Source organism: Enterococcus sp. 5B3_DIV0040 (genome assembly GCF_002140755.1).
Lineage (GTDB): Bacteria > Bacillota > Bacilli > Lactobacillales > Enterococcaceae > Enterococcus_D > Enterococcus_D casseliflavus.
In genome coordinates, this window is record NZ_NGLC01000001.1 from 230,144 (window position 1) to 246,928 (window position 16,785).

The following is a 16,785-nucleotide window of genomic DNA, read 5'->3' on the forward strand; positions in this document are numbered from 1 at the left end:
TATAGGGAGTGTTAGGAGGAGATGAAACTGGGTGTTTTAAAAGCATACAAATTTCGGATCTATCCTAATGGACAGCAAAAACAGTTTTTCATCGAAACCTTCGGCTGTGTACGTTTTACGTACAATCAACTGCTAGAGGCAAAGATGGAGGAGCTGGCCAACAATGAAGCAAAGCAAGGGTTGACGCCAGCCAAACTAAAAAAGGAGTATCCTTTTTTGAAGGAGACCGATAGTTTGGCATTGGCGAATGCACAACGGAATCTGGACCGAGCGTTTCGAAATTACTTTCAAAAGCGGGCTGGCTTTCCAAAAATGAAAACCAAAAAAAGTATCTGGCAATCGTATACCACCAATAATCAGCAGCACACCATTTATTTTGAAGACGATCAAATCAAGCTGCCAAAGCTTAAAACATTGGTTCCCGTAAAAAAGCATCGGGCGATCAAAGGGAAGATCAAATCGGCAACGATCTCAGCAAAAAACAACGAAGAGTTTTACATCTCGATCCTTTGTTTGGAAGAGATCTCGCCATTGCCGAAGCAGCAAGCCTCTGTCGCTGTTGTTTATGATCCGCAGCAGTTGGTCAAAGCCAACCAGCCGATACCCATCACCTGTGAACATGCCATCCAAACGAAGCAAAAGCTGACGCGAGCAGAACGCAAGCTTCAGGTGAAAGCGACGGCGGTCAAACGGAAAAAAATCCTTTTGACCCAGGCGCGAAATTATCAGAAGCTAAAAGGAAAGGTCGCTCGCCTTTATCGTTTTCACTGCTGTCAAAAGCGGGAATTCATCGATCAAGTCAGCTACCATCTCGTAAAACAGTACGATACGATCTATTTGGAACAAATCGCAGAAGATACGGTTTTAAAAGCTGGTCATTACAGCATCAGTGATTGGCATCAATTCGTTCGTAAAATCCAGTACAAAGCGCAGTGGTACGGCAAAGAACTGCGTTTTGTTACGTTGGATACGCAGGACCAACAGAAGCTAGAACGGCTCTCAGGCGAAATGAGCAGCTGAGCCGCTTGAACTGGAAGGAACGCCAGGGATCGCCTTGGGTATAGAAAAAATCTTTCTGATTTTTGTTTCTAGGAACCACGTTCACTAATTATGATTAACCAGCAACCCCCTGCCAAACTACGGTCTGACAGGGGGTTGTATTTTTTTACATTTTGTCACCTAAAAATGCGTCATTTAAGCGATAGATCTTTGAGGGACGCCCGATGCCGACGGGCTTTTCGCCAACTTCCGTAAAATATTGGAGCATGGATTTTTTAAAGTTGGAATGATCGATCATTTTAAAATCGATCCCTAAAAACTTGGCGAATACTTTACGGGCTTCCGTGATCGTAAAGTCTTTGCCTAACACGAGCAGCACTTGTGGCTCGTGTTCCATCTTGTTGGCAACCCGTTTGAAAGCTTTGAGGATGATCGCGCTGTGGTCAAAAGCCAACGTATCTTTTCCAACAGAGGCGCCAGTCACTAGGTCAAGAATGATCTCGATCTCGCCGCTGGTCAAATAAATTTGATTGGCTTTTCTTTCTAAAGAGAACCAGCGTACTTGGTTCGCATCGTCACCGGCACTTAAGGGTTCTTCACCGATAAAAGCCAAATAGCTGACGGTGATCACCCAACCGCGAGGATCGCGATCTGGGGTGCTGAAGGTATGCAGCTGTTCGATGTTTTGCTTGGAGATGGTGACCCCGATCTCTTCTTGCGTCTCACGGATCACACTTTGCCCCGTCGATTCATTGGGATTGACGAAGCCTCCCGGCAATGCCCAAGAATTACGGAAAGGGTGGCCTTTTCTTTGGATCAGCGCAATTTTTAATTGTTCTTCTTCTTTGTTGTAACACATCAAAACCATATCGACGGTTACGGAAGGTTTCTCGTATTTCGGCTGATCTTGCGCCTGATACCATGTAAGAAACTCTGCTTCTGACGCTTCTTTTTCATAGTAGTGTTTTTCAGCTGATTTTGAGGTAAATTCTTTCATTGGTTTCTCCTGCCTTAGATAAAGTAAGTAGCTGAACGCGACGGTTTTCCTTAACGGAAAAAATAAGGAACGATCAAATTAAGGAAAAATAATGCGAGATAAAGCCAAGAAGACGGCGGGTGTTCTTTGAGTGCTGAATAGCCCCAAAGAGCGATCCAGAGCAAAAAAAGCACACGGAGGACTGCCATCGCTGTTGCAAAGAGCGCAGCATAATCATGGCTATTGAAGTACGCAAACAAAAAGGGGTAACTTGTGGTTGAAAAAAGCAAGTGTCCCACAGAAAGCACAGTTAAAAGCAAAAAATGCTGTTTGTTTTTTCGAGTCATAGCGTTCCTTTCTATAAGTGAAGTCTTCCTCATTATAGCAAAAGAAGCACCTGTTAATCAAAGACCGTCTGCAAGAAGCTTTTTCAGATCCTTTTTCTCAAAAAAAGCAATAAATGACTAGAAATGCTGCTGAAAAGGCACGAAATAGGTATACTAGAGGAAAGAAGGTGAGCCGCAGAGAATTCTTTCGAGAGGGGGGACAAAGAGGTGAAGACAATCAAGTTTCTCGTTTTTCTATTGCTGTTGTTGATCATTAGTGGCTGTACCCGTTTCCGTCAGCTGCAAGAGCAGCCGACGGATTTGATGGTTGGGCAAAGTGTCAATCGAATCCCTGCCGATACGTTTATGGGGCCCCCATTCCCTCAACAAGCAACCCTTCGTCTGGAAGTGGAAATCAGCACAGCAACATCCGGACGCTTCAAACTGTACAATCATTCCGATCAGAGGGTGATCTACGACAACTATTTTGCAGTGGATGTTTTCGAGGGGGATGAATGGCGGGAACTCCTTTTTAAAGAAGACGTGGTTTTTCAAGACATCGGTCTTTATGCCTCTGCCCACAGTCAAACAACTTTATTAATCAATTGGTCGGAGTATTTTGGCACCTTGTCGAAAGGAACCTATCGCTTGATCAAAGAAGTGACCATTGAAGAAGAGGGACCACAAACGCTGATGATAGAATTTATGATCGAATAATCGCTAGTTGCCGCTTGGAAGACACAAAACGATCAGAAAAAAGAAGCAACTCCCTCACTAGCACCCTTTGTATCTAAGCAAGATTCTTCCCCTAGAACATTGAAGTGAACGGCTATCTGCGCTATGATAACTAGTAGAAGAGAAATGCTCAAATCTGCTGGTTTATTTGCTGCGTGTTAAGGACCAAAACGATTCCTTTGTTCCTTGTAGACCATGGAAAAAGGTCTTAGGTTATCCGCTTTTTTGATTAAAATTATAGCATTTTTGGGTTGCGAACTGTATACTACCTAAGTATACACTTTACTAGTGAAAAGGAGGACTTGCGTCCATGGCTGAAAAAGAAACATTCTATATTACGACGCCAATTTATTATCCAAGCGGCAAGCTGCATATCGGGAATTCTTACACGACGATCGCTTGTGATGCGGTAGCACGATACAAACGATTGATGGGCTTTGATGTCTTTTATTTGACGGGTGTCGATGAGCACGGTCAAAAAATTGAGAAAAAAGCAGAAGAACTTGGCGTAGATCCGCAAGAATACGTCGACAAAATGGCAGCTGACGTCAAGAAACTATGGAACACACTAGACATCAGTTACGATAAATTTATCCGCACAACGGATGATTACCATAAAAAAGCTGTTCAAAAAATCTTCCAGCAATTGCTTGATCAAGGAGATATCTATCTTGGTGAATATGAAGGGTGGTATTCCGTTTCTGATGAAGAATACTTTACTGAAACGCAATTAGCAGAAGTTTACCGAGATGAAGAAGGCAAAGTCATCGGCGGTAAAGCGCCAAGCGGTCATGAGGTAGAATTGGTGAAGGAATCTTCTTATTTCTTCCGCATGAGCAAATATGCCGATCGTTTGGTTGAATACTATGATGAGCACCCCGAGTTCATTCAACCAGAATCACGTAAAAATGAAATGCTGAATAATTTCATCAAACCAGGGTTAGAAGACCTGGCTGTTTCCAGAACGACCTTTAAATGGGGCATTCCAGTCACTGCTAGCCCTGAACACGTGGTGTATGTGTGGATCGATGCGTTATCCAACTATATTACGGCATTGGGCTATGGCTCAGACGACGATTCCTTGTTCCAAAAATATTGGCCAGCTGACGTGCATATGGTTGGGAAAGAAATCGTGCGTTTCCATACAATCTATTGGCCAATCATGCTGATGGCATTAGACTTGCCATTGCCGAAAAAAATCTTTGGTCATGGCTGGTTGATGATGAAAGACGGCAAGATGTCGAAATCTAAAGGCAATGTCGTTTATCCAGAAATGTTAGTGGAGCGCTACAGTTTAGATGCGTTGCGTTATTACCTCTTACGGGCGGTTCCTTTTGGTAGCGATGGTGTATTTACACCAGAAGATTTCGTTTCTCGTTTGAACTACGATCTAGCCAATGACTTAGGCAACCTGTTGAATCGGACGATCGCTATGATCAATAAATATTGTGATGGCTTAGTCCCAGATTATGCCTCAAAAGTGACGCCTTTTGATAGCGAGCTGTCAACGACTGCGGCCAATGTGGTTGGTCGTTACCATGAAGCCATGGATAAAATGGAATTCAGTACGGCATTGTCAGAAGTTTGGACATTGATCTCCCGTGCCAACAAATACATTGACGAAACTCAACCATGGGTATTAGCCAAAGAAGAAGAAAAGCGTGCTGAATTAAACAGTGTAATGGTTCATTTAGCGGAAAGCTTACGCATCGTTGCGATCTTATTGCAACCGGTGATGACAGAAACACCAGCCAATATTTTCCAACAATTAGGATTGGCTTCTGTTGCCATGGATCTGAAAGATTTACGCTTTGGTGAATTTCCAAGCGGTACGAAAGTCGTTGCCAAAGGCACACCGATTTTCCCTCGTTTGGAACTTGAAACAGAAGTAGCCTACATCCAAAAGAAAATGGCTGAAGGGACGCAAAGTCCAGAAGAAACAGTCAAATGGAATCCAGAAGAAACCACATTGCAATCCGAAAAAGCCGAGATCAAATACGAAGACTTCGACAAGATCGAATTAAAAGTGGCAGAAGTCGTTGACTGTCAAAAAGTCAAAGGCGCCGACAAGTTGCTGCAATTCCGCTTAGCTGCGGGAGATGATCAAGATCGTCAAATTTTATCGGGGATCGCTGAATTTTATCCAGAACCGCAAGATTTGATCGGTAAAAAAGTCGTGATCGTTGCTAACTTGAAACCGCGGAAAATGCGGGGACAAGTCAGCCAAGGAATGATCCTTTCAGCAGAAGACAATGACGGTCGTCTGCAAATCGTGGAAGCACCAAAAGGCATGCCAAACGGTTCGATCATCGCCTGATTCTTAGGAGAAATCCTTCTGCTAGTTTCAGCAAAATTAAAATTGCCAGACCTGAAAAGTTTTTGTATAATGTAGGTTATTGACATGAACATGAGGGAGTAATTGGCGGATTTTATCTGCGGCAGTATCACCATCCTGAAAGAAATTTCTGGTGCTGTCTTAAACAGTGAGACTTATGTATGCTTAGACAGTGCATACATAAGTCTATTTTTTTTCATATCATGTACAATAAAGGAAGAGTAAATATAAAAGGAGGAGAAACATGTCAGAAGAAAACAAAAAGGAACAGCTATCGCAGGCGTTTTATGCGCAAGAAGCGCAGCATGTTCTGGAAGAAATGCAAACAGATGCCAATGGATTAACGAACGATGAAGCACAAAAACGCTTATCTGAGTACGGTCCCAACGAATTAGAAGAAGGCAAAAAGAAATCGATGGTACAAAAATTCTTTGAACAATTCAAAGATTTAATGATCATTGTTTTGCTAGCGGCGGCGATTATCTCAGCAGTCGTTTCCCATGAAGTCGTGGACTCAATTATTATTTTAGCAGTTGTCATTATCAACGCGATCATGGGTGTCGTTCAAGAGGCGAAGGCGGAGCAGGCGATCGAAGCACTAAGAGAAATGTCTACACCAAATGCCAATGTGTTGCGTAATGGTCATACCGTCACCATCAAGAGCGATGAATTGGTGCCGGGGGATATTGTCCTATTAGAAGCTGGAGATGTCGTACCGGCAGATTTACGCCTTTTAGAAGCAAGTTCTTTAAAAATTGAAGAAGCTGCTTTGACCGGTGAGTCCGTACCAGTCGAAAAAGAATTGACCGTCATCGAAGGGACGGATGTCGGTATCGGCGATCGCGTCAATATGGCATATTCAAACAGTAATGTGACCTATGGCCGCGGCAAAGGGGTCGTGGTCAATACAGGGATGGGAACTGAAGTTGGGAAAATCGCTGGCATGCTGGCTAGCGCCCAAGAAACCGAAACACCATTGAAGCGTAACTTAAATGAACTAGGAAAATTCCTGACGATCGCCATCATTATCATTGCAGTGATCATGTTCTTTGTTGGAACGATCTTTAACAATACGTCATGGGTCGACATGCTATTGACTTCGATCTCATTAGCAGTAGCGGCGATCCCAGAAGGGCTGCCAGCGATCGTAACGATCATCTTAGCCTTAGGTACGCAAGTAATGGCGAAACGAAATGCAGTGATCCGTAAATTGCCAGCGGTTGAAACCCTTGGGGCAACCGATATTATCGCTTCTGATAAAACTGGTACGTTGACGTTGAATCAAATGACCGTGGAAAAATTGTATGTCAATGACAAGCAACATGCTGCTTCAGAAGATATTCCGTTAGACAACATGGCATTAAAAGTCATGAACTTTGCCAATGATACAAAATTTGGTGAAGAAGGCAACTTGATCGGTGATCCGACTGAGACCGCATTGGTGCAATTCGGGATGGATCAAGGATTCCATGTGCGAGATCTTGTCAATCAAGAACCACGGGTAGCAGATCTGCCATTTGATTCTGACCGAAAACTTATGAGTACGATCCACCAACAAGAAGACGGCCGCTATTTAGTTGCTGTCAAAGGCGCACCAGATGTCTTGCTAGGCAGAACCTCAAAAGTACTATTGGACGGCCAAGAGCTGCCGATGACCAATGAAGAAAAAGAAAAAATCTTATTCAACAATACCGATATGGCAAAACAAGCACTGCGGGTATTGGGGATGGCCTACAAATATGTAGACCAAGTACCAGAAAACTTAGAATCAGAAATCGTCGAAAATGATTTGGTCTTTGCTGGCTTAGTCGGAATGATCGACCCAGAACGGGCAGAAGCAGCCGATGCGGTACGTTTAGCCAAAGAAGCTGGGATTCGTCCAATCATGATCACCGGAGACCACCGCGATACAGCTGAAGCCATTGCGGGACGTTTAGGGATCATCAAACCGGGCGATGATGATGCCGTCTTGACTGGCGCTGAACTCAATAAAATGAGCGAAGAAGAGTTTGCCCAAAAGGTAGCGAACTACTCAGTCTATGCACGGGTATCACCTGAACATAAAGTTCGCATCGTCAAAGCTTGGCAACAAGAAGGCAAAGTCGTTGCCATGACTGGTGACGGGGTCAACGATGCACCATCACTGAAGCAAGCCGATATTGGTGTCGGCATGGGGATCACAGGTACCGAAGTTTCTAAAGGTGCTTCCGATATGGTCCTAGCAGATGACAACTTTGCTACGATCGTCGTAGCAGTGGAAGAAGGACGAAAAGTCTTCTCCAATATTCAAAAAGCGATTCAATACTTGCTAGCCGCTAACCTAGGAGAAGTTTTGACCTTGTTCTTAGCAACCTTGTGGGGTTGGGACTCGCTATTGCCGATCCACTTGCTTTGGATCAACCTAGTAACGGATACATTCCCAGCAATTGCTTTAGGAATGGAGCCTGCTGAAAAAGATCTAATGAAACATGCACCGCGGGGACGCAGTTCCAACTTCTTCTCTGGTGGTGTGATGAGCAGTATCATCTACCAAGGGATCTTAGAAGCGGCAACCGTGCTGTTCGTTTATTGGTCAGCGATCCAATGGCCCGTTCACAATACGTACGATGCGATCCATGCCGATGCCTTAACGATGGCCTTTGCCACGTTAGGATTGATGCAGTTGTTCCATGCCTTCAACGTCAAATCGATCCATCAGTCGCTCTTTAAAGTAGGGGCATTTAGAAACAAAGCCTTCAACTGGGCGATCCTGTTGTCCTTTGCGTTGATGCTGGTGATCTTCATCGTGCCAGGATTAAATGATATCTTCCGTGTTGCACACCTTGACTTGTATCAATGGGGCATCGTTTTAGGCGCCTCCTTTGCGATCATTCCAGTCGTTGAGATCGTCAAAGCGATCCAACGAGCAATGGGACGCAAATAAGCCAAAAATAAACGGAAAAACAATCAATGGTCTGCTGTCCTTCTCCCTGGGCAGCAGGCCTTTTTTGCTGGCTTATTTTCGATAAACCCTGCGGCTGTTACTTGACCTTTTCATTTGCAGTAAGAAACGGTAAAATAGGAGATAATAACAAAGAAAGTAGGGGACCCACTGTGCGACCAAACTTAGGTTTTTATGTACAAACAATCAACGATCTTGTCAAAGAAACAGAAGCGATCGGGGAGAAAATGAATCCCAATTATGAAGAGATCCGCAAAGCGATCGACGAGAAGAAAGAAGCCGAGGTAACACCTGAGCGGCTAGCAGAGATTACTAGAATTTTTAAAGAAGGCACGGACAAATACCGTTTGATGCTGGAAAAAATCAGCAAATTACGTCCCCCAGCGAATGTGATGGGGATCCATAAAAAATTCGAGCGGGCGTATATGAAATATGTTGCTGGCTGTGATGAGATGATTTTGAGTCTCGATAACAAAATCGACCAAGAAGCCTTTGATGCGGCAGAAGCCAAGCAAGATGAAGCAACCGACGAAATTTCTTTTGCCATTCAACGGATGACGGCTTTATTGTTAAAAAAATGATAAACATTCAAGTTAAACAAGAGTTATTTAATTTAACTGTTATGTTTTTCACATGTAAAGTTTTTTTATCGGAGGTATAATGAATTCACAACCAACAACCTTTTTATTTTTCATTTTACTCCTTTTGCCATCAGGACTAACCAACCTGATGGTTTTTTTGTGTTTCAAGTGTTTTTTAATGGAACGTTTCCAGCGATAACGGGTTTAGTTTGTGAATAAAATATAAAGGAAAAGCAACAGGGGGTACTGAACTTGCGCTTTTTTGCCGATCAATGCTATACTTAGGGCACTATTAAACGAAATGAGGGATCCTCCATTGAAAAATTAACCAATTTGTTGAAAGCTGCATGAAACTGTTCCTCCAAGGGGATAGTCTGCAGATTTTCAGGATTGGTTGACTTTTTCGATGGGGGATCTTTTTGTGTACCTCTAAAAACTGATTCTGAAAATAGCTTTAGGTCTACTCTATTCCGTGAATAGAGACGAGGTATATTTATGTCGAATATCAGTATTAATCATTTAACTTTTGGCTTTGACAGCCAAGAACGGTTGCTTTTTGAGGATGCCAACTTGAACCTTGATACACAATGGAAATTAGGGTTGATTGGCAGAAATGGTCGCGGCAAAACGACCTTGCTGCGTCTGCTGCTCAATGAATTGCCTTATAGCGGCTCGATCACCCATGAGCAGCAATTCGTTTATTTTCCCTTACCTGTCGCTGACGATAAGCAACTGACGCTTTTTGTTTTACAGGAATCTGGCGAATTTGAGCAGTGGCGTTTGGAACGGGAATTGAACCTGCTGCAGCTTGATCCAGAAGTTCTTTGGCGGCCCTTTGCCACTTTATCTGGCGGAGAGCAAACGAAAGTCCTGTTGGCGCGGTTGTTCGTTGATGAAGAGAATTTTCCTTTGATCGATGAACCAACCAACCATTTGGATGTGACTGCTCGCGAACATGTTGCCCGCTATTTGCAGCAAAAAACCGGGTTTATTGTTGTGAGCCATGATCGACAGTTTGTCGATGAAGTCGTCGATCATGTATTGGCGATCGAAAAAAGCCGCTTGGTGTTGTACAAAGGGAATTATTCAGTCTATGAGCTGCAAAAGCAGCAAAAAGATGCGTATGAGCAAGAACAAAACAGCAAGTTGAAAAAAGAAATCGGTCGTTTGAAGCAGACGGCAGCCGAGAAAGCGGAGTGGTCCCGAGGACGCGAACGGGACAAATTAGGGTCGCCGACCAAAAAAGGCAGCGGGGCAATCTATGATACGGGGGCGATCGGTGCCCGAGCGGCACGGACCATGAAGCGCTCGAAAGCGATCGTTAAACGGATGGAAGATCAAATTCAAGACAAGTCTGCGTTGTTAAAAGACATTGAGTGGATTGATCCTCTGAAAATGACTCCGCTTGTTAGCCATCATGATGTGTTGCTGGAAGCAGAGCATTTTCAGCTCGGCTATGAGAAGCCTTTGTTTAAACCGCTGACGTTTGCGATCCGTCAAAAAGAGCGCTTGGGGATTCAAGGGGCCAACGGATCTGGCAAGTCCAGTTTGATTGCGAGTATTTTAGGTACTTTCGATGGACAGCAGACAGGGACGATCAAAACAGCCCATGGAATCACCATCAGTTATGTCCGACAAAACTACGAGGACAACTGTGGGATGCTGACAGAATTTGCCCAAGAGCATGGCTTGAATTATCAAGATCTGCTAAATAACTTAAAAAAGCTTGGCTTGGAAAGAGCTGTCTTTCAAACGCCGATCCAGCAAATGAGCATGGGGCAGCGTAAACGCGTGGAACTAGCCAAATCATTAGCGACACCAGCAGAATTGTTTATCTGGGATGAACCGCTAAATTATTTGGACGTCTTCAATCAGAAGCAATTAGAGGAAGTGATCCATTTGGTGGAGCCTTCTATGCTAATCATTGAACACGACCGTTATTTTCTTGAGCAAGTTTCAACGAAATTGCTGACGCTGACGGGTGACTGAGGCGAAGGATAGAATGAAAAAGGATGATTGTTTTTTTAATAATCATCCTTTTTTTGTTATTTTAAAAGAAGAAATACTGATGGTCTTAGTAAACAATTACTAAAGGTGCTTTTGGACAAAAAGTCGCGTAAAAATAGTGTTAACATCAATGGATACTAAAGGATTGATAATTTTTACCCGTTTTTCATGAAAATTTTCTAAAAACGTTAAAATGTTCGTGTTTACTGGCTAGAAACTGCGTTGTTTGGCTCATTGTTTTCTCATTAAAAGGTAAATTAATTAAAAATTCTTTCATAATTCCCAATGATTTTTACAAAACATTTACAATAATGGTATCGAATAAAAACATTCGTTTGTTATGATTAAAACCGAATTTCTTTGAGCGTTTGACCGAAACATCAAGAGTTCGTTTTTTTTGTGACTTGAAATGCCAGTCAACTATTCGGAGGAAAAAGAGAAAATGGAGGGGCAGTTTTGATAGAAGTAGTCGGGTTGAAGAAGGTTTTCGATAATAAGTTTGAAGCCTTGAAAGCAGTAGATTTTACAATAGAAAAAGGCGATTTGGTTTGTTTGTTGGGACCAAGTGGTTGTGGGAAATCGACGATATTGAATTTGATCGCGGGGTTGTTGAGTCCCACCGATGGCGATATCCGCTTTAATGGTTCTTCCGTTGTTAAGACCGAGCCAAAAGACCGCAATATCGGGTTTGTTTTTCAGAATTATGCCCTTTATCCCCATATGACTGTTTTAGAAAATGTCATGTTTCCACTGACAGTCGGAGAGAAAAAGATCAAGAAAAACGAAGCGCAGAAAATTGCTGAAAAGTTCATGAAACTGACCAATATTGAAGAGTTAAGTCAGAAAAAACCAGGAACCCTTTCGGGCGGACAGCAGCAACGGGTAGCGATCACGCGTGCCTTGGTGCAAAGTCCAGAAGTCTTACTACTGGATGAACCATTAAGTAACTTAGATGCCCGTTTGCGCTTGAAGATCCGTGAAGAGATCCGTCGGTTAGTCAAAGAAGTGGGCATCACCACGATCTTCGTGACCCATGACCAAGAAGAAGCTCTTTCTATCAGTGATAAGATCATCTTGATGAACGAGGGGATCATTCAACAAAATGATGATCCGCAAAACCTTTACTTAGAACCAAACAATCTTTTTGTAGCGAAATTCATCGGTAATCCAATCATCAACATCTTGCCAGTAGAAGTCAAAGATGGCCAAATGATCCATCCTGCCTTCACTGTACCAGTTGACCGTTTTACTGACCTTCGCTTCAAGAAACCATTAACAGACGGCCAATACACGTTAGGCATTCGTCCAGAAGATGTGCTGACCACCTTGCAAGCAGGTTTGTTCCAAACGGAAGTCAAGAGTGTGGAGCTGATCGGACGAGAACGAATCTTGAACTTTGATCTGGCTGACAAACATATGAAATCGATCGTTAGTATTGAAGAAATCATTGAAGAAGGCGCGCAAGTGTCATTTGATTTTCATTACAAAAAAGCCTTTATCTTTGATGAAAAAGGAGAGCGGGTCTACTAATGTTCAAAAAAAATTATAACCCTGAGAACCAACCGAAAGCATGGCTGTTTTTACTGCCTTCATTGGTCATTATTTTCTTATTCAGTGTATATCCGCTGTTTCGTTCCTTCATCATGAGTTTCCAAAAAGGAACCTTGATTAACCAACAGTATGCTGGGCTTGAGAACTATCAAAGGGTTTTAACGGACCCAGTCTTCTTTCGAGCACTGCAAAATACGGCGCTCTTTGCTTTTGCGGTCGTACCGATCGCGTTGATCCTTTCTTTAGCGATTGCGTGGATCATTTTTGAAAAAGTCAAATACAAAAGTTTTTTTGAAACGATCTTTTTTATGCCTTATGTCACGAGTACGATTGCCATCGGGATCGTGTTTCGCTACTTTTTCAATGGCTCTTACGGGATCATCAACTATTTGTTGAGTCTTGTCGGCATTCCACCAGTCAACTGGCTGGATAATGTCAATATGAGTATGACGACCTTGATCATCTTTGGCGTTTGGACGAGCCTCGCCTTCAACATTATTATCTTGTTGGCAGGAATGCGCAACATCGACAAAGAACACTACAAAATCGCAAAAATGTTTGGCGCCACCGATGGCGAGATTTTTCGGAAAATCACCTTTCCGCAGTTGATCCCGACTTTTGCCTTCTTGTTAACGGTCAATCTGATCAGTGCCTTTAAAGTCTATACTCAAGTATATGCCTTGTTTGGCGGACAGCCAGGGATCGCCCGCAGTGCAACCACGGCAGTCTTTTATATTTATGACAAATTCCATATCGCCGGACGTCCGGGGATTGCAATGGCGGCAACCGTGATCTTGTTTATCATTATTTTGCTCGTCACCTTTATCCAAAATAAACTTTTGAAGAAAGTGGGCGAATAAACGAATGAAAAAAATTGTCACGATTGTTTCGATGCTGTTTTTAGCAATTTTAGCAGTGATCACGCTGTTTCCCTTTGTCTATATGATTTTAGCTGGTCTAATGACCTACAGTGAAGCAACCAGTATTCCACCGACGATCATGCCAGAGTCTTTCCAATGGAGCAACTACGGGGAAGTCTTTACCCGAGCACCGTTTTTACGCTACTTCTTCAATACGGTCTTTGTTTCAGCGGTCACTACCATAGCGACGCTGATCACGGCAATTTTAGCTGCTTTTGCATTAACGAGTCTTGAATTCAAATACAAGCGTCTCGTGATTGGTTTGATGATCTCCTTACTGATGGTTCCATATGAATCCATCATCTTTACCAATTACAATACGATTGCGCGAATGGGCTTATTGAATACGTATAGTGCGTTGATCATTCCCTTTCTGACCAGTATTTTTTACATCTATTATTTAAACGGTTATTTGCAAAGTATTTCCAATACCTTTTACAAAGCGGCCAAAATCGACGGTGCTAGCGATTTGGCTTACATTCGGCGGATTTTGATCCCCATGTCAAAACCAGCCTTGGTGACAGTCGGGATCTTGACTTTCATCTCTAGCTGGAATTCCTTCTTATGGCCGTTGTTAGTGACGAATGAGAAAAAATACCGTCTCTTAAATAATGGATTGGCTGCCTTTACCACAGAAAGCGGCAGTGACGTTCATTTACAAATGGCGGCAGCGACCTTGACCGTCATTCCAATTCTGATCATTTACTTGATCTTTAGAAAAGAAATTATCAAAGGAGTGGCTAAAGATGGCATCAAAGGATAAAACGACGATTACCTTTCATAGCGGGATCTTAACGATTGGAGGGACCGTCATCGAAGTTGCGTACAAAGATGCCCATATCTTTTTTGACTTCGGTTCGGAGTATCATCCAGAAACACCCTTACCAGATGAAGAATTACAAACGTTAGTTGCGCATCGCTGGATACCAGAACTGAAAAATGTCTACGATCCACGCTTAGATTACACGTACCAAGGAAGCGAAACGAAAGAATACCAAGAAACAGCAGTTTTTCTTTCCCACGCCCATCTGGATCATTCCAAGATGATCAACTTTTTAGACCCAAATATTCCTATGTACACCTTGAAGGAAACCAAAGCGATCCTCGAAGTGTTGAATCAAAAAGGGGACTTCTTGCTGCCCGTTCCTCATGAAGAAAAAAGCTTTGTCCGTGAATTGATTGGCTTAGAACCCCATGATGTGATTCGGGTCGGGGAAATCGAAGTCGAGATCATTCCAGTCGATCATGATGCGTACGGTGCGGCAGCTTTGTTGATTCGCACGCCAGATCATTTTATCGCTTATACCGGTGATTTGCGTTTGCATGGCTATCATCCAGAGCGTACCAAAGAATTCTGTCAGTTAGCCAAACACACGGATTTATTGATGATGGAAGGGGTCAGCATCAGCTTTCCAGAAAGAGAACCGGACCCCAAAGCGATCACAGTGGAAAGTGAAACAGAATTGATCGAGACCTTCGTGCGTTTGGTCAAAGAAAGTCCCCAACGACAAATTACTTTCAATGGCTATCCAGCCAATGTCGAGCGCTTTATGGCGCTTGTTGAAGCCGCGCCGCGGACGGTTGTTTTAGAGGCGACGCAAGCTGCTTTGTTGAAAGAAATTTTCAATAAAGATGTACCGTTCTATACGATCGATGATCAAGTACCAGCGACTCTCGATCCAGCCTTCGCGATTTCTTATCAGGCATTATGTGCCGACACGAGCCAGTACCTTTGGCAAGCAGTCGCGCATTTTGAAAACTTGCAGACGGGTGGTTTGTATATTCACAGTGATGCGCAGCCGTTAGGCGATTTTGATCCAGCTTATCAAGTCTTTTTGGATCAATTGGCAGCACTGGAGATCGAATTTGTCCGTTTGCCAAACTCGGGACATGCGAAACCAGCTGATTTAGATCAGATCATTGCATGGATCGAGCCCCAACGATTGGTTCCAATCCATACGCTGAAACCAGAGAATCTGGTGAATCCGTATGGTGAAAGAATATTGCCGCAACGCGGTGAAAAAATTATTTTAGCGTGATAGAGGAGAGGAAAAAATGAAAACAAAGAAACTTGCATTTGCAGCAGCTGCAGCCGCGACATTGGTATTAGGGGCTTGTGGAAACAACAACGATTCATCTGGTTCTACCGAAAGTGATGAAATCGTTACAGAACTAAGCGAAGATACGACTGTCACCTTTTGGCATGCAATGAATGGTGCGCAAGAAGAATCATTGACGAAATTGACCGAGCAATTCATGGACGAAAATCCAAACATCAAGATCGAATTGCAAAATCAATCAAGCTACTCTGATCTGCAAGCAAAGGTAAATTCAACCTTGCCTTCACCAAAAGATCTGCCAACTATCACCCAAGCATATCCTGGTTGGTTATGGAATGCTGCCCAAGATGACATGCTAGTTGACCTTGGCGAATACATCAACGATGATACTATCGGTTGGGGTGACCAAGAAGAGATCCGCAGTGCCCTTTTAGATGGTGCACAAATCGACGGCGTGCAATACGGGATTCCTTTCAACAAATCTACAGAAATGCTGTTTTACAATGCAGACATGTTAGACGAGTATGGTATTGACGTACCAACAAACCTTGAAGAATTAAAAGAAGCTTCTCAAGAAATCTATGAAAAATCAAACGGTGAAGTCGTAGGTGCTGGTTTTGACTCATTAAACAACTACTATGCCATCGCAATGAAAAATCAAGGCGTTGATTTTGACAAAGACTTGCAATTAGACAGCGATGAATCAAAAGAAGTCATCAACTACTACCTAGATGGTGTCAAAGACGGCTACTTCCGAATCGCTGGTTCTGATCAATACTTGTCTGGACCATTTGCCAATGAGCAAGTCGCAATGTATGTCGGCTCAATCGCAGGGGAAGGCTTTGTTAAAAAAGATACCGAAGGCAAATTTGAATATGACGTAGCAGCTCGTCCAGAACCAATCAACTTGCAACAAGGAACTGACTTGTATATGTTCAACAGCGCAACACCAGAGCAACGCACCGCTGCTTTTGAATACATGAAATACCTAACTTCGCCAGAAGCGCAAAAAACATGGGCGATCGATACCGGCTACATGCCAGTTGTTGAATCTGTTTTGGAAAGCGATGAATACAAAAACAATCCTGGAACAAAAGTCGCTGCCAAATTAGAAGATGCAACCAAAGAATTGTTCTCGATCCCAGTGATTGAAAATGCTGATCCTGCTTACAATGAAATGCGTTCAATCATGGAAAACATTTTGTCTAATACAGATCAAGATGTCGATCAATTGATTGAAAACGCGAAACCACAATTAGAAGATGCTTGGAACCAATAATTCTGAATTTCTTCGTCAAAATAGGGTATAATCAGGGAAACACCTGAGAATGAAAGACAAAAGGGTTTGTGCCAT

The 16,785-nt window shown here is 43.1% G+C and carries 13 protein-coding genes; 11 read left to right on the forward strand and 2 right to left on the reverse strand.

Features of this window, described 5'->3' with window-relative positions; all coding sequences use genetic code 11:
• Window positions 1-21 precede the first annotated feature (21 nt).
• Complete coding sequence (locus tag A5883_RS01205) at window positions 22-1,020, forward strand: RNA-guided endonuclease TnpB family protein (RefSeq protein WP_015510419.1); 999 nt, start codon at window positions 22-24, stop codon at window positions 1,018-1,020.
• Window positions 1,021-1,165: 145 nt separating this feature from the next.
• Here A5883_RS01205 and A5883_RS01210 read toward each other — a convergent pair whose 3' ends face one another.
• The gene (locus A5883_RS01210; RefSeq protein ID WP_005228002.1) at window positions 1,166-1,996 is read right to left on the reverse strand and encodes an NUDIX domain-containing protein; all 831 of its coding nucleotides are present in this window, start codon (window positions 1,994-1,996) and stop codon (window positions 1,166-1,168) included.
• A 50-nt stretch (window positions 1,997-2,046) separates the two neighbouring features.
• A complete protein-coding gene (locus A5883_RS01215) occupies window positions 2,047-2,322 on the reverse strand; it encodes a hypothetical protein (RefSeq protein WP_005228003.1) in 276 nt (91 codons plus the stop codon).
• A 207-nt stretch (window positions 2,323-2,529) separates the two neighbouring features.
• On the opposite strand from A5883_RS01215, the gene A5883_RS01220 reads away from it, so the two are divergent.
• The 10 genes from A5883_RS01220 (at window position 2,530) to A5883_RS01265 (ending at window position 16,710) form a co-directional block, all read left to right on the forward strand.
• The gene (locus A5883_RS01220; protein WP_086337848.1) at window positions 2,530-3,018 is read left to right on the forward strand and encodes an immunoglobulin-like domain-containing protein; all 489 of its coding nucleotides are present in this window, start codon (window positions 2,530-2,532) and stop codon (window positions 3,016-3,018) included.
• 328 nt (window positions 3,019-3,346) lie between these two features.
• A complete protein-coding gene (metG, locus tag A5883_RS01225; protein ID WP_005228005.1) occupies window positions 3,347-5,353 on the forward strand; it encodes a methionine--tRNA ligase in 2,007 nt (668 codons plus the stop codon).
• 262 nt (window positions 5,354-5,615) lie between these two features.
• The gene (locus A5883_RS01230; protein WP_005228006.1) at window positions 5,616-8,294 is read left to right on the forward strand and encodes a cation-translocating P-type ATPase; all 2,679 of its coding nucleotides are present in this window, start codon (window positions 5,616-5,618) and stop codon (window positions 8,292-8,294) included.
• Window positions 8,295-8,464: 170 nt separating this feature from the next.
• Window positions 8,465-8,893, forward strand: a complete 429-nt coding sequence (locus tag A5883_RS01235) for a hypothetical protein (RefSeq protein ID WP_005228008.1) — start codon at window positions 8,465-8,467, stop codon at window positions 8,891-8,893.
• 495 nt (window positions 8,894-9,388) lie between these two features.
• Window positions 9,389-10,882 (forward strand): ribosomal protection-like ABC-F family protein, encoded by a 1,494-nt coding sequence (gene abc-f, locus A5883_RS01240; RefSeq protein WP_086337849.1) that lies wholly within the window; start codon window positions 9,389-9,391, stop codon window positions 10,880-10,882.
• Between the two features lie 474 nt (window positions 10,883-11,356).
• Window positions 11,357-12,430 (forward strand): ABC transporter ATP-binding protein, encoded by a 1,074-nt coding sequence (locus A5883_RS01245; RefSeq protein WP_005228012.1) that lies wholly within the window; start codon window positions 11,357-11,359, stop codon window positions 12,428-12,430.
• Window positions 12,430-13,311 (forward strand): carbohydrate ABC transporter permease, encoded by an 882-nt coding sequence (locus tag A5883_RS01250; RefSeq protein ID WP_005228014.1) that lies wholly within the window; start codon window positions 12,430-12,432, stop codon window positions 13,309-13,311. The genes A5883_RS01245 and A5883_RS01250 overlap by 1 nt, the downstream gene beginning before the upstream one ends.
• Before the next feature lie 4 nt (window positions 13,312-13,315).
• The gene (locus tag A5883_RS01255) at window positions 13,316-14,134 is read left to right on the forward strand and encodes a carbohydrate ABC transporter permease (RefSeq protein ID WP_005228015.1); all 819 of its coding nucleotides are present in this window, start codon (window positions 13,316-13,318) and stop codon (window positions 14,132-14,134) included.
• On the forward strand, window positions 14,118-15,410 hold the full coding sequence (locus tag A5883_RS01260; protein WP_086337850.1) for an MBL fold metallo-hydrolase: 1,293 nt from the start codon (window positions 14,118-14,120) through the stop codon (window positions 15,408-15,410). Before A5883_RS01255 ends, A5883_RS01260 begins: the two co-directional genes overlap by 17 nt.
• Window positions 15,411-15,426: 16 nt before the next feature.
• Window positions 15,427-16,710: an ABC transporter substrate-binding protein gene (locus A5883_RS01265; RefSeq protein ID WP_086337851.1), complete on the forward strand. Its 1,284-nt coding sequence runs from the start codon at window positions 15,427-15,429 to the stop codon at window positions 16,708-16,710.
• Window positions 16,711-16,785: the final 75 nt, after the last annotated feature.

Coding starts and splice junctions, on each gene's coding strand:
- A5883_RS01230 (WP_005228006.1), top strand. CDS start 5,616: ATGTCAGAAGAAAACAAAAAGGAACAGCTATCGCAGGCGTTTTATGCG.
- A5883_RS01260 (WP_086337850.1), top strand. CDS start 14,118: ATGGCATCAAAGGATAAAACGACGATTACCTTTCATAGCGGGATCTTA.
- A5883_RS01215 (WP_005228003.1), bottom strand. CDS start 2,322: ATGACTCGAAAAAACAAACAGCATTTTTTGCTTTTAACTGTGCTTTCT.
- metG (WP_005228005.1), top strand. CDS start 3,347: ATGGCTGAAAAAGAAACATTCTATATTACGACGCCAATTTATTATCCA.
- A5883_RS01210 (WP_005228002.1), bottom strand. CDS start 1,996: ATGAAAGAATTTACCTCAAAATCAGCTGAAAAACACTACTATGAAAAA.
- A5883_RS01250 (WP_005228014.1), top strand. CDS start 12,430: ATGTTCAAAAAAAATTATAACCCTGAGAACCAACCGAAAGCATGGCTG.
- abc-f (WP_086337849.1), top strand. CDS start 9,389: ATGTCGAATATCAGTATTAATCATTTAACTTTTGGCTTTGACAGCCAA.
- A5883_RS01255 (WP_005228015.1), top strand. CDS start 13,316: ATGAAAAAAATTGTCACGATTGTTTCGATGCTGTTTTTAGCAATTTTA.
- A5883_RS01205 (WP_015510419.1), top strand. CDS start 22: ATGAAACTGGGTGTTTTAAAAGCATACAAATTTCGGATCTATCCTAAT.
- A5883_RS01265 (WP_086337851.1), top strand. CDS start 15,427: ATGAAAACAAAGAAACTTGCATTTGCAGCAGCTGCAGCCGCGACATTG.